We start from the raw sequence: 12,183 nt of genomic DNA on the forward strand, positions 1-12,183 counted from the left end.
GGCGGGGGCCGGGGAGCGGTTGATGTCGCGGAGCAGGGCGTCGACGCGCTGGGCGTGCTCACGGAGAGCGATCTGTACGGCGGGGTGCTCGCAGAGTGCCTTGAGGGAGCGGCCGAGGCCGGAGTTGGGCCAGTTCGAGCCGCGGATCGTGGTCAGCAGGTCGGTCAGCTTGACGCTGTCGGAGATCCCGATGTGCTCGACGAGGATCTCGGGCAGGTCCAGCGGGTCGACGGCGAAGGCCTGCGCGGTCTTGGCGAGGGAGGCGACGAGGGGTTCGCGCAGTTCGTGCTCGTCCCTGGTCATGGCGGCGACGAGATCGTGGTCGGACTCGTCGTGGTCGCCGGCGCGAGGGGTACGGCGGGGCACGGCGAACGGCGCCGCACGCAGCTCCTGGAGGAAGCGCATGAAGCGCTCCCCGGACAGTACGTCGGCGGCCCAGGCCGGGCACTCGGGGTCGCCCGGAGGCGGGCCGAGCAGGGTCTTGAGGGTCTGGGACGCGTACAGCTCGGGCTGGCGGATCAGCCAGCGGTGGAACAGCCACCAGCGGATGCGCTCCACCGAACCGTCGGAGACCCCGCGCTGTTCGAGGGTACGGAGACGGCGCTGGAGGCGGGGGAAGCCCTGGGCGAACTTGGCGAAGCGGTCGCGCTCGGGGGTGGTCTCCTCGGCCTCGGCTCCCCCTCCGGTCCCTGCTCCGGGCCCGGCTCCCGCTCCGGCACCGGCACCAGCACCCGCCCTGGACGAGCCGCCGGCCGCTGGGCCGCCGGTGACCACGCCCGCGCGCTGGGCCGCCTCGTGCGTCCAGAAGGCCTGGCCGACCAGGGGCAGCAGGACGGCCAGCGCGGCTTCGCTGGGCGAGAGCTGGGTGCCGGGGGCCAGCTTGTCGGTGAGGAAGCCAAGACGGTCCTGGGCGCGCTTGGCCAGCTCGCTGTCGTGCCAGGGGTCGTCGCGGAGCGCCGCGGCGGCCTTCTCGTACCCGTCGGCGAGCCGGGCGGCGAGGGTGCCGCAGACCTCCTTGAGGGCATCGCGGGCGTTGCCCGGGGTGGTGCGTTCCCAGACGGGGTGGGTGGCGGTGCTCCGTACCCAGGGGTGCTCCGAGGAGTCGCGGGCCGGGCCCGGCAGTACGGTGAACTCGGGCCAGGGGATGTCCGTTTCGACCCTGATCTGCTGGACCGGGGGCTTCTTGCCGTACGCCGTGTGCAGTTCGGTCACGCGCCGCTGGACGGCCTCGGCGAACTCGCCGATGTGCAGGGTGTGCTGGACGCCGGTCACGATGTCGGAGACGGCGCGGGAGAACAGACTGAAGGAGTCGCCGGGCTGGGTGCCGAGGTCGGTCCCATGGGCGTCCTCGCTCTGGACGACGGCCTCGGACTCGTCCACGTACAACGCGTACTGGCCCTTGGAACAGGCGTATATGTAGGCGACCTTGCGGCGCAGGGCCGCAGCGATCTTGGGCTTTTCCCAGCCGGGCATCCGGGGCGGGGCCGCCTTGGCCCTGCGCGCGGCGCCTTCGCGGCAGGCGTCGATGAGGAAGACGACCTGGCCGGCGGGGGAGTCTTCGAGTTCTTTCTGCCAGCCGATCTCGATACAACTGTCGGCGAAGGAGCCGCCCTCGTAATAGGCGTCCTCGGGGATGAGGTAGTCGCGGCCCTCGAAGTGCAGGCCATGACCGCTGAGCAGGATGAACAGGGTGTCGCCGCGGCCGGCTTCGCGCAGGAAGCGCAGCACGTGGCGATTGACGGCGTTCGGGGTGATGCCTCGCTGCGACTCGGCGATCTCGACGGGCTGGAAGCCGCGTTCGGAGAGCGCGGTGTTCATCCTCTGGAGATCGTCCCGGATGAAGGGGAGGGACCGGATCGCCGGTTCGTCGTACTCACTGGCGCCGATGAGCAGGGCCTTGTGGCGCGGGCGTGACGACGGTCCGGAGCGGGGCGAGGGTGTCGACCGGGGCGACGGCGGCATGGGCGGGGACCGCTACGACGGGCGCTTGAACGTCAGCGTCAGACCGCGGGTGCCCTGGATCTGGCCGCTGCCGATGAGCTGGATACCGCCGCTCGCGGTGACCTGGAAGGAGAGCTGGGCCTCGGCGAGGGGGAGCGTACCGCCACGGTTCGCGACCTCCTCGAAGACCTTCTGGAGGGCGTCGACGGTGTCCGCGAGATTCTTGCGGAGGGGGCCGAGGGGGACGGAGCGCAGGACGGTCTCGCCGTCGGAGCCGTGGCGGAAGAGGCCGCCCATGGCGTTGCCGTCGCCGCTGTCCTCGTCTTCGACCACGTCGACCCAGAAGGGGAGAGTCCCGCCCTCGGTCTGCTCGTCGACGTGGTCGATGCGGCTGATGTGGCCCGCGAGGTGGTCCGCCGTCTGCTCCGTCATACCGAAAACGCCCCCTGAAGCTGATGGAGACTCAACTCTAGTGCGGTGCAAGGCGTCTATCGACTGAACGTGCGCGAACGAGATGTCATGACGCCCGGAGGCCGGTCAGCTCCGCGGTGAGATTGGCCCGGGCGCGGGCCTCCCATTCTCGTACGGCATAAGGGGTTCGGAACAGGCCCGGCAGCGCGAGCAGTTGCTCCAGTACGGCCGCCCGGCCCGCCCGGAAATCGGCGTCGGGGACGAAGCCGTACTCCTCCCGTACCGCCGCCTGGTACGCCTCGTACGCCTCCGGGGCCGAGGCCAGGACCGCGAGGTCGGCATCGCACAGGACGGCTCCGTCGCGGTCGCCGGGGGCGGCGGCGTGGGTGGTGGTGAGACGGACGAGCCGGGCGACCTCACGCGTACGGTCGTCGCTCAACCCGGCCTCGGCGAGGGCGCGTTCGGCGAGACGGGCGGAGCGCTCCTCGTTCTCGGAGCGGTCGGGGCGGTAGACGGCGTCGTGGAACCAGGCGGCGAGGCGTACGAGATCGGGGTCCTCGGCGTACTCGGCGAGGGTGTCGATGTGGTCGAGGACGGCGAGCAGATGGGCGGTGGTGTGGTAGCTGCGCTGGGGCTCGGCCCAGCGTGCGAGCAGGTCGTCGGCGTAGGGGTACGGGTCGGGGCGTGAGGCGTCGCCCGGGTCACGGAGGGCGTCGAGGGCGGCGGCGAAGCGGTCGCGGAGGGCGGGGTGCGGCTCGGGTGCGGGCATGGGACGACCTTAGGGCGAGGGCCGGCAGCCGTTCCGTACGGCGGGTGTACGGAACGGCTACCGGCCCGGAACGGCGTCAGCGCCTTGGGCTCCTGTCATGGGCTCCAGCGCGTTGGACCGCCGAGCCTTGGACTACGGACTACAGCGCCCGGAACCCGCGCAGCCGGAGCGAGTTGCCGACCACGAACACCGACGAGAAGGCCATGGCCGCCCCGGCGATCATCGGGTTGAGGAGTCCGGCGGCGGCGAGCGGGATCGCGGCGACGTTGTAGGCGAAGGCCCAGAAGAGGTTGACGCGGATCGTGGTGAGTGTGCGGCGGGCGAGGCGGATGGCATCGGCGGTGGCGCGCAGGTCGCCCCGTACGAGCGTGAGGTCCCCCGCCTCGATCGCGGCGTCGGTGCCCGTGCCCATGGCGAGACCGAGGTCGGCCTGGGCGAGCGCGGCGGCGTCGTTGACACCGTCGCCGACCATGGCGACGCTGCGGCCCTCGGCCTGGAGCTTCTTGATGACGTCGACCTTGTCCTGGGGCAGGACCTCGGCGACGACCTGGTCCGGGTCGATACCGACCTCGGCGGCCACGGAGGCGGCGACGGCCTTGTTGTCGCCGGTGAGGAGGACCGGGGTCAGACCGAGGGCGCGGAGCCGGCGGACCGCTTCGGCGCTGGTGTCCTTGACCGCGTCGGCGACTTCGAGGACGGCGCGTGCCTCGCCGTCCCAGGCGACCGCGATGGCGGTACGGCCCGCCGCCTCGGCCTCGGACTTCCGCTGCTCCAGGCCGTCGGGGAGACGGATCTCCCATTCGGCGAGCAACTGGGTACGGCCGACGAGGACGGCGTGTCCTTCGACGACGCCCTGGACACCGAGACCGGGGACGTTGGCGAAGTCCTCGGGCACCGGAAGAGCGCTGTCAGTGTCGTTGGTGCTGTCAGCGCCGTCCGTGCCGGTCGCGGCGGCCAGACGCTCGGTCGCGCCGGTCGCGACGGCGCGTGCGACGGGGTGTTCCGAGGCGTGTTCCAGCGCGCCCGCCAGCCGCAGCGCCTCGGTCTCGTCCGTACCGGGTGCGGTGTGGACGGCGAGCAGTGTCATCCGGCCGGTGGTCACGGTCCCGGTCTTGTCGAGTACGACCGTGTCGGCCCGGCGGGTGGATTCGAGCACCTCGGGCCCCTTGATCAGGATGCCGAGCTGCGCCCCGCGCCCGGTCCCGACCAGCAGCGCCGTCGGTGTGGCCAGGCCCAGTGCGCAGGGGCAGGCGATGATCAGGACGGCCACGGCGGCGGTGAAGGCCGCGGTCGGACCGGCGCCGTTGCCGAGCCAGAAGCCGAGCGTCGCCAGGGCGAGGGCGATGACGGCCGGGACGAAGACGGCGGAGATCCGGTCGGCGAGGCGCTGGGCGGCGGCCTTGCCGTTCTGGGCCTCCTCGACCATCCGGGCCATCCGCGCGAGCTGGGTGTCCGCGCCGATACGGGTCGCCTCGACGAGGAGCCGCCCGCCCGCGTTGAGGGTCGCCCCGGTGACCGCGTCCCCGACGGACACCTCGACCGGCACGGATTCCCCCGTGAGCATCGAGGCGTCGACGGCGGAGGAGCCCTCGACGACCGTGCCGTCGGTGGCGATCTTCTCGCCGGGCCGTATGACGAAGCGGTCGCCGAGCCGGAGCGCGGCGGTGGGCACGGTGGTCTCGCGCCCGTCGCGCAGGACGGTGACCTCCTTGGCGCCCAGTTCCAGCAGCGCGCGCAGGGCCGCGCCGGCCTTGCGCTTGGCGCGGGCCTCGAAGTAGCGGCCGGCCAGGATGAAGGCGGTGACCCCGGCGGCGGCTTCCAGATAGATGTTCCCGGCGCCGTCGGAGCGGGCGATCGTCAGCTCGAAGGGATGCGTCATCCCGGGCATCCCCGCCGTACCGAAGAACAGCGCCCACAGCGACCAGCCGAACGCGGCGATGGTGCCGACCGAGATCAGCGTGTCCATGGTGGCCGCGCCGTGCCGGGCGTTGGTGAGGGCCGCGCGGTGGAAGGGGTAGCCGGCGTAGACGACGACCGGGGCGGCGAGGGTGAGGGAGAACCACTGCCAGTACTCGAACTGGAGGGCGGGGATCATCGCCATCGCGATGACGGGTACGGAGAGGACGACGGCGGTGATCAGGCGCTCGCGCAGGGAGCGCAGCTCGGCGTCCTTGGCCTGGTCCTCGGCGCTCGGCCGGTCGTCACGGGGCTCGCCGGGCTCGCCGGGCGAGGGCTCCGGGCGTACGGGAGCGGGCTCGTGCGCGGTGTAACCGGTGGCCTCGACGGTCGCGATGAGGTCCTGTACGGCGACGTCCCCGCCGCGGTAGACGACCTTGGCCTTCTCGGTCGCGTAGTTGACGGTGGCCTCGACGCCGTCCATCCGGTTCAGCTTCTTCTCGATCCGGGCGGCACAGGAGGCACAGGTCATACCGCCGATCAGCAGCTCGACTTCGGCGGGTGTGCCGGTGGTCTGGGCGAGGCTCATGGCTGATGGCTCCTCGGTGTCGTCCCGTACATCTTCATCGTACCCCCCAGGGGTATCCCTTCCCTTCAGGTATACCTCGGGCGGGCGATGACTTCAATATACCCCTCGGGGGTATTTTTATCCGCGCGTCCCGACTCTGGTGGGGCCCACGGTACGGGTGCGCCGGTGCGGCGGGTTTTGGCTCCCCTTAGGCTGGACATTGGACTAGACCTATAGCCCGGCCCAGCTCTGTCCTGCCCGTCCCCGAAGTCCACCCCCTATGAATGAGGTCCCATGAGCAAGCGTGCAGTCCTGGAGGTGATCGCCCTCGACGCGGCGGACGCGGTCGCCGCGCGGCGCGGAGGCGCGGACCGCCTCGAACTCGTCACCGACATGGCGGCGGACGGGCTGACCCCGCCCCGCGAGACCTTCGCGGAGATCCGCGCGGCGGTCGACATCCCGCTGCGGGTGATGCTGCGGCTGGCCGACGGCTTCACGGTGGCCGAGCCCGGGGCGCCCGGCGACGCGGACGCGCTGGTGGAGGCGGCGCGCGGGCTGCGGGCGGAGGGGGCGGACGAATTCGTCCTCGGCTTCCTCGACGAGGACGGGATGCCCGATCTGGTGACGGTGGAACGGCTGCTCGCGGAGCTGGACGGCTGCCGCTGGACCTTCCACCGGGCGATCGACCGCGCGGTCGACCGCGACGCGCTGCGCAAGCAGCTCGCGGATCTGCCCGGGCTCGACACGTATCTCACCGCCGGTTCGGCCACGGGCGTGGACGACGGCCTGCCGACGCTGCTCGCGGAAGCGCGCGCGGCGGGCCGCGGCGAACCGGGCTACGGCCCCCACATGCTGGTCGGCGGCGGTCTCCGTCTCGACCATGTGGAGGTCCTGGTCGACGCGGGCGTCGACGGCTTCCACATCGGCGGCGCGGCGAGGCCGGGCGGCTGGGAGGCGCCGGTGTCGTCGGAGGCGGTACGGGAGTGGCGGACGAGGCTGGACGGGTAAGGGGGGGCGCCGGGACGGGCCGTGGATCCGGGCACCCGGATCCCGGCCCTTCGGCCCGGCTGCGAACGCCAAGCTCAGCGGAAGTCCGACTCGTTCAGCGGACGTCCGACTCGTTCAGCGGAAGTCGTCGGCGTGGTCCGCGGCCCACTGGGCGTAGGTCTGCCCCGGCGCGCCGGTGATCTTTCCGACGATCGCGGAGGTCGTGGCCGGGACGCCGTCGGCGGCGGCCCACTGGTTCACGATCGCCTCGGCGATGACCGGCGGCCATGTCCTGCTGATTTCCGCGCGAGCCTGCTTGTCGGAGATGTGCTCGATCCGGATGCGGCGGCCGATGGCCTCGCCGATGTGCTCGACCTGGCGTCGCAGGGTCAGGGACCCGGCCCCGTAGACGGTGTAGGCCTGGTGCGAGTGGCCCGGTTCGGTCAGCGCGGTCACCGCGAGCGCCGCGATGTCCTTCTCGGGTACCGGAGCCGACTGTGCGAGCGGATAGGGAAGGCGGACGACGTTGTCGGTGCGGATCGATTCGGCCCACCAGGTACGGGTGTTGGCGGCGAAGGTCCCCGGCCTGAGGAACGTCCAGTCCATGCCGGACCGTTGGACGGCCCGCTCGATCGTACGGTTCAGGCGGGGGACCAGGTGGTCGGCGTCCGGGTCCAGCACCGACACCGACGAGAGCAGGACCACCTGCCGGATCCCCGCGGCCGTGGCCGCCGCGGTGACCTTCTCGATGTCGTAGGGCTTCTCGGGGTCGAGCATTCCGTACAGGAACGCCTTGTCGGCACCGTCGAGCGCCGCGGGCAGCGTCTCGGGACGCGCCAGGTCGGCGGTGGCGGTTTCCAGGCCGGGCGGCAAGCCCGCTGCTGGGGTTCTGCTGATGGCTCTGACCTGCTCGCCGGCGGCCAGCAGGCCGGCGGCCACGTGACGACCCACGTTGCCGCGGGCGCCGAAGACGACTGTCACCATGACGGGACCTCCTGTTGGTTGTGGACCTTGTCGGTCGTGGACGTGGACGTGGTCGTGGACGTGAAGTGCCGCTGCCGGCACGGGCGTCGGCAGCGAGTGACTGGGTGAGGGGCCCGGTCCCCGCTCAGGGCTGAATGTTCTCCAGGTCTTCCAGCAGGCCCGGGTGGATCGGCTGCCAGCCGAGGGTCTGCCGGGTGTGCGTGCTGGACGAGGGCTGGTCGTACGCGAAGATCGGGCCGAGCGGACCGTAGGTCTCCGGCGGCACCGACTCGACCGGCAGGCCGAGCCGTCGGCCGATGACCGTGGCGATGTCACGCACCGTGTCTCCCTCGTCGGCCACGGCGTGCCAGGAGCTGCCGGCCGGGGCCAGTTCCAGGGCGAGCCGGAAGAGGACTGCCGCGTCGAGCGCGTGCACGGCCGGCCAGCGCTGGGTGCCGTCGCCCGGGTAGCCGGAAACTCCGGTCTGGCGCGCGATGCCGGTCAGCAGACCGGCGAATCCGCCCGTGCCCTGGTTGTGGACGGTACGCGGCAGGCGTACGGCCGTGCTCCGGACCCCGCGCGAGGCCAGGTCCAGGACCGCCATGACCGCGCGACCGCGGCCACCGACCGGCCCGTCGGTCGGCAGTGGATCGGCCTCGGTGGAGGGTCGGCCCGGCGCGGCGGGCGTACCCGAGGCGGTGACCAAGGGGCGGTCGCTGCCGATGAGTTCCTCGCCGAGGGCCGCGAGGGCGGCACTTTCCTCGGCGACCGCGTTCGCGAGGGCGTCGGGGCTGCTGAAGTCGTTGGCGAACGCCAGGTGGATCACCCCGTCGACCCGGGCGACGCCGGCGCGCAGGACGTCCAGGTCGGCGAGGGCTCCCCGGAGCGGTTCGGCGCCCGCCTTCTCGGCGGCCAGCGCGGACGCGTCGGAGCGGGCGAGCGCGAGGACGGTGTGGCCGTTGCCGAGCAGTTCGGCGACGACGGCGGAGCCGATCAGACCGGTGCCGCCAGTGATCAAAACACGCATGGAATTCTCCCCAAGTGACGGGACTCTTGTCCCGTCACTCTAACAGGTGATGGGACAAGAGTCCCATCGCGTATGATCGACCCATGGGGAGATGGGAACCGGGGGCGCGCGAACGCCTCGTCGTGGCTGCTGTCGACCTGTTCACCGAGCAGGGGTACGACGCGACGACGGTCGCGCAGATCGCCGAGCGCGCCGGGGTGACCAAGAGCACGTTCTTCCGGCACTTCCCCGACAAGCGCGAGCTGCTGGTGGCCGGACAGGAGACGCTGAGCCGGCTGCTGGCCGAAGGGATCACCGAGGCGCCCGGTGACGCCAGCCCGCTCGAAGCGGTCGCCGCCGGTCTTGAGCGCGCGTCGAGCGCGATGGGCGCCATGAACCGGGAGCTCGCCCCTCGCCTGAAGGCGGCCGTCGCCGCCAGCGCCGAGCTTCAGGAGCGTGACGCCCTCAAGAGCGTCAGCCTCGCGGCCGCGATGACGACCGCTCTGATCGACCGCGGCGTACCCGGTCCGACCGCGGCTCTCGCGGGCGAGCTGGGCGTCCTCGCCTTCAAGCGGGCGTACGCCGAATGGGCCGAAGGGGACGGTTCCGCCAAGGGCGAGCTCGCCGAGTACGCCATGGCGGCCCTGGACGACCTGCGCGCGGCGAGCGCGTCGCTGGGCTGACCGGCCTGCTGCCTTCTGTCTTCCTGATTGCCTTGCCCGCCGGGCGCCGGACCTGTCTCCGGCGTGCGGGACATATGCCGTATTCGGGTATGTATCCCGCTGAAACCACTGAACTCCCATCGAAGGGCATGTCATGAAGTTCGCGGTCATCGGCGGTACAGGGCTGATCGGGTCACACGTCGTCAGAAAGCTGAACGCCGCCGGCCATGAGGCGGTACCCCACGGGCACTCCACCGGAATCGACGTCATCAGCGGCCGGGGACTGGACCAGGCGGTGACCGGGGCCGATGTGATCGTCAATCTGACGAACTCCCCGACCTTCGACGAAGCCTCCCCGGCCTTCTTCCGGACCTCGATGGACAATCTGCTGGCCGCGGGCCGGAAGAGCGGCGTCGGTCACTTCGTGATCCTGTCGATCGTCGGCGTGGATCAAGTGCCGGAAGTGGACTACTACCGGGCCAAGGCGCTCCAGGAGGACATCCTCGCGGCCGGGCCGATCCCCTACTCGATCGTCCGCGCCACACAGTTCATGGAGTTCATCGAAGCGATCCTGTCCTGGACCGCCGACGGCGACACCGTCCGGCTGCCCGCCACGCCGGTCCAGCCGATCGCCGCCGAGGACGTGGCCGAGGCGGTGGCGGACGTCGCGGCGGGCACCCCGCTGAGAGGCATTCGCAACATCGCCGGTCCGGAGATCTTCACCCTCGACGAGCTGGGCCGGATCACCCTGGCCCACAAGGGTGACAACCGTACGGTCGTCACCGACCCCACCGCCGGCATGTTCGCCGCCGTCAAGGGCGACGTCCTCACCGACAAGGACGCCCGCCTCGCCCCCACCCGTTACGCCGACTGGCTCTCCTGAACCGCTCGTCCGGCCGGGGGCCGGCCCGCGAGCTCCGCCGGGAGCGGCTCCGAGTGGAGGATCGTGAGGCCGGAGACCGCTCGCGTCAGGGCGACGTACAGCCGGCGGAGGCCGGTGCGTTCGTCCGGTTCCCCGGAGACGACGAGCGCGGGGTCGTCCAGGACCACGTAGTCGTACTCCAGACCCTTCGCCAGCGAGGCCGGGACCAGGGTGAGGCGGGAGGCCGTGGTCGTTTCCTCGCCCGGGGAGAGCCAGGGCATGCCCGCCGCCGTGAGTGCCTCGCGCAGGGCCGGGATCCTGGAGTCCGCGGCGATCAGCCCGGTGGAGCCCTCATGGGCCAGGGCTTCCGTGCAGGCCGCCACGACCGCCGGGTCCAGGGCGGCCGCGTCGGGCACCGCCCGTACCTCCAGCGAGCCCGGCGACTCGCGGACCGACCGGACCTCCGCCAGGCCCGGCGAGATGTGCGGGAGCAGCCTCGACGCGTACGCGATGACCTCGCGCGGTACACGGAAGCCCGCCGTCAGCTCCTCGACCACCGCGTCCGCCTTGCCGAGGTGGCGCAGGGCGTCCGCCCAGCTCGCCGTGGCCCACGGGGTGGTTCCCTGGGCCAGATCGCCCAGGACCGTGGCCGAACCCGTCGAGCAGCGGCGCCCCACCGCGCGGTACTGCATGGGGGACAGGTCCTGCGCCTCGTCCAGCACGACATGGCCCAACGAGTGCGTACGGGCGATCAGATCGGCCGTCTCGTCGATCAGCACCGCGTCCGCCGCCGACCACTTCACCGACTTCAGGCCGCGCGCCGGCTTCGTCCACAGGATCGTCCGCTGCTCGTCGGCCGTCAGCAGGTCCGCCGCGTGCTCCGCCAGGAACTCCGCGTCGGAGAGCAGCCGCAGCACCAGTTTCGTCGGATCGACCGGCGGCCAGACGGCCTTGACCAGCGCCTTCACCGCCGGGTTCCGTGCCACCGCGTCCTGCACCCGGTCGTCGGGCGCCTCGCCCGCCCGTTCCATCTGTACGAGCACGGCATGCGCGACCCGTTGTGGAAGGGCCTCACGGGCGGCTCCGTACCGCATGTCCCGGGCCAGCAACTCCCGGACGATCTCTTCGAGTTCGTACACCGGGACCCGCCACCGCCGTGAGCCGCGCACCACCACGACCCCCTCCGTCGGCAGGGTCACATGGGACCGTACGGCCCGGCGCAGGACCTCGGCCATCCGGGCGTCGCCCTTGACGACCGCGGCGGGCGCGGGGTCCGTACCGCGTACCTCCACCGCGGCGACCGCGGCGACCAGATCGTCCACCGTGGACTGCCGCACCTCCAACTCGCCCAGTGCGGGCAGGACTTGCTCGATGTAGTGGAGGAAGGAGGCGTTGGGCCCGATGACCAGCGTGCCGGTACGGGCCAGCCGCTCGCGGTGCGCGTACAGCAGATACGCGACCCGGTGCAGGCCGACCGCGGTCTTGCCGGTGCCGGGACCGCCCTGGACACAGACCGTACCGCCGAGGCCGCTCCGTACGATCTCGTCCTGCTCGGGCTGGATCGTCGCGACGATGTCCCGCATGGGGCCGACACGCGGGCGTTCGATTTCCGCCTGGAGGAGTTTGCTGGTGCGCGCGGCCTCGGCGGGGTCGGAGAGGTGCTCGTCCTCGTACGCGGTGAGGTCGCCGCCGGTGTAGCCGAAGCGGCGGCGCAGGGCGACATCGAGCGGGTCCTTCTTGGAGGCGCGGTAGAACGGCTGGGAGACGGGGGCGCGCCAGTCGATGACCATGGGGTCGCCGTCGGCGTCGTGCACATGGCGACGGCCGATGTAGAACCGGTCCCCGTCCGCGCCTTCGGCCTGCGCCGCTCCCACGGCGTGCAGATAGTCGAGGCGGCCGAAGAAGAGGGGGGTGTGGGAGAGATCGGCGAGGGCCTTGATGCGCTCCTCGATCTGGGCCTCCAGGACGGCGGCGTTGACCCAGTTCGCGGTGACATCGGTGATGTCGAGCGCCTGGACGTCCTCGCGCATGGCGCGGAGGGCGGAGCGGGAGGCGCTGAGATGGGCGCGTTCGGTACCGAGGGGGTCGGTGGGGTCGGAGGGGTCAGTGGGCTCGGTG

10 protein-coding genes are annotated in these 12,183 nt (G+C 71.8%); 3 read left to right on the forward strand and 7 right to left on the reverse strand.

The features are described from left to right. The 4 genes from WH07_RS27940 to WH07_RS27955 form a co-directional block, all read right to left on the reverse strand. Positions 1-1,962: caspase family protein (locus tag WH07_RS27940; RefSeq protein ID WP_046505806.1), on the reverse strand; the 1,962-nt coding region annotated here is incomplete at its 3' end. Positions 1,963-1,974: 12 nt separating this feature from the next. Then, positions 1,975-2,373, reverse strand: a complete 399-nt coding sequence (locus tag WH07_RS27945) for a Pepco domain-containing protein (RefSeq protein WP_046505808.1) — start codon at positions 2,371-2,373, stop codon at positions 1,975-1,977. Positions 2,374-2,458: 85 nt separating this feature from the next. Then, a complete protein-coding gene (locus tag WH07_RS27950) occupies positions 2,459-3,121 on the reverse strand; it encodes an HD domain-containing protein (RefSeq protein ID WP_046505811.1) in 663 nt (220 codons plus the stop codon). Positions 3,122-3,260: 139 nt separating this feature from the next. Continuing rightward, on the reverse strand, positions 3,261-5,606 hold the full coding sequence (locus tag WH07_RS27955; RefSeq protein WP_046505813.1) for a heavy metal translocating P-type ATPase: 2,346 nt from the start codon (positions 5,604-5,606) through the stop codon (positions 3,261-3,263). Positions 5,607-5,879: 273 nt separating this feature from the next. Here WH07_RS27955 and WH07_RS27960 point away from each other — a divergent pair, with 273 nt between their 5' ends. Further along, on the forward strand, positions 5,880-6,593 hold the full coding sequence (locus WH07_RS27960) for a copper homeostasis protein CutC (protein WP_046505815.1): 714 nt from the start codon (positions 5,880-5,882) through the stop codon (positions 6,591-6,593). Positions 6,594-6,707: 114 nt separating this feature from the next. Here the strand turns inward: WH07_RS27960 and WH07_RS27965 are convergent, their stop codons facing one another. Both WH07_RS27965 and WH07_RS27970 read right to left on the reverse strand, forming a co-directional pair. Continuing rightward, positions 6,708-7,556, reverse strand: a complete 849-nt coding sequence (locus tag WH07_RS27965; protein WP_046505818.1) for an NAD(P)H-binding protein — start codon at positions 7,554-7,556, stop codon at positions 6,708-6,710. Between the two features lie 124 nt (positions 7,557-7,680). Beyond that, complete coding sequence (locus WH07_RS27970; RefSeq protein WP_046505820.1) at positions 7,681-8,562, reverse strand: SDR family oxidoreductase; 882 nt, start codon at positions 8,560-8,562, stop codon at positions 7,681-7,683. 83 nt (positions 8,563-8,645) lie between these two features. Here WH07_RS27970 and WH07_RS27975 point away from each other — a divergent pair, with 83 nt between their 5' ends. Together WH07_RS27975 and WH07_RS27980 are read left to right on the forward strand one after the other, a co-directional pair. After that, entirely contained in the window at positions 8,646-9,224 is a 579-nt protein-coding gene (locus WH07_RS27975; RefSeq protein WP_046505823.1) for a TetR/AcrR family transcriptional regulator, read from the forward strand. Positions 9,225-9,357: 133 nt separating this feature from the next. Further along, positions 9,358-10,086 (forward strand): SDR family oxidoreductase, encoded by a 729-nt coding sequence (locus WH07_RS27980; RefSeq protein ID WP_046505825.1) that lies wholly within the window; start codon positions 9,358-9,360, stop codon positions 10,084-10,086. Here the strand turns inward: WH07_RS27980 and WH07_RS27985 are convergent. Next, on the reverse strand, positions 10,065-12,183 hold a 2,119-nt coding region (locus WH07_RS27985), incomplete at its 5' end, for a HelD family protein (protein WP_046505827.1). The genes WH07_RS27980 and WH07_RS27985 overlap by 22 nt on opposite strands.

The organism is Streptomyces odonnellii (assembly GCF_000981895.1).
GTDB lineage: Bacteria > Actinomycetota > Actinomycetes > Streptomycetales > Streptomycetaceae > Streptomyces > Streptomyces odonnellii.

Excerpts from the sequence above, each read along its gene's own strand:
- WH07_RS27945 (WP_046505808.1), bottom strand. The coding sequence starts at position 2,373 with ATGACGGAGCAGACGGCGGACCACCTCGCGGGCCACATCAGCCGCATC.
- WH07_RS27950 (WP_046505811.1), bottom strand. The coding sequence starts at position 3,121 with ATGCCCGCACCCGAGCCGCACCCCGCCCTCCGCGACCGCTTCGCCGCC.
- WH07_RS27955 (WP_046505813.1), bottom strand. The coding sequence starts at position 5,606 with ATGAGCCTCGCCCAGACCACCGGCACACCCGCCGAAGTCGAGCTGCTG.
- WH07_RS27960 (WP_046505815.1), top strand. The coding sequence starts at position 5,880 with ATGAGCAAGCGTGCAGTCCTGGAGGTGATCGCCCTCGACGCGGCGGAC.
- WH07_RS27965 (WP_046505818.1), bottom strand. The coding sequence starts at position 7,556 with ATGGTGACAGTCGTCTTCGGCGCCCGCGGCAACGTGGGTCGTCACGTG.
- WH07_RS27970 (WP_046505820.1), bottom strand. The coding sequence starts at position 8,562 with ATGCGTGTTTTGATCACTGGCGGCACCGGTCTGATCGGCTCCGCCGTC.
- WH07_RS27975 (WP_046505823.1), top strand. The coding sequence starts at position 8,646 with ATGGGGAGATGGGAACCGGGGGCGCGCGAACGCCTCGTCGTGGCTGCT.
- WH07_RS27980 (WP_046505825.1), top strand. The coding sequence starts at position 9,358 with ATGAAGTTCGCGGTCATCGGCGGTACAGGGCTGATCGGGTCACACGTC.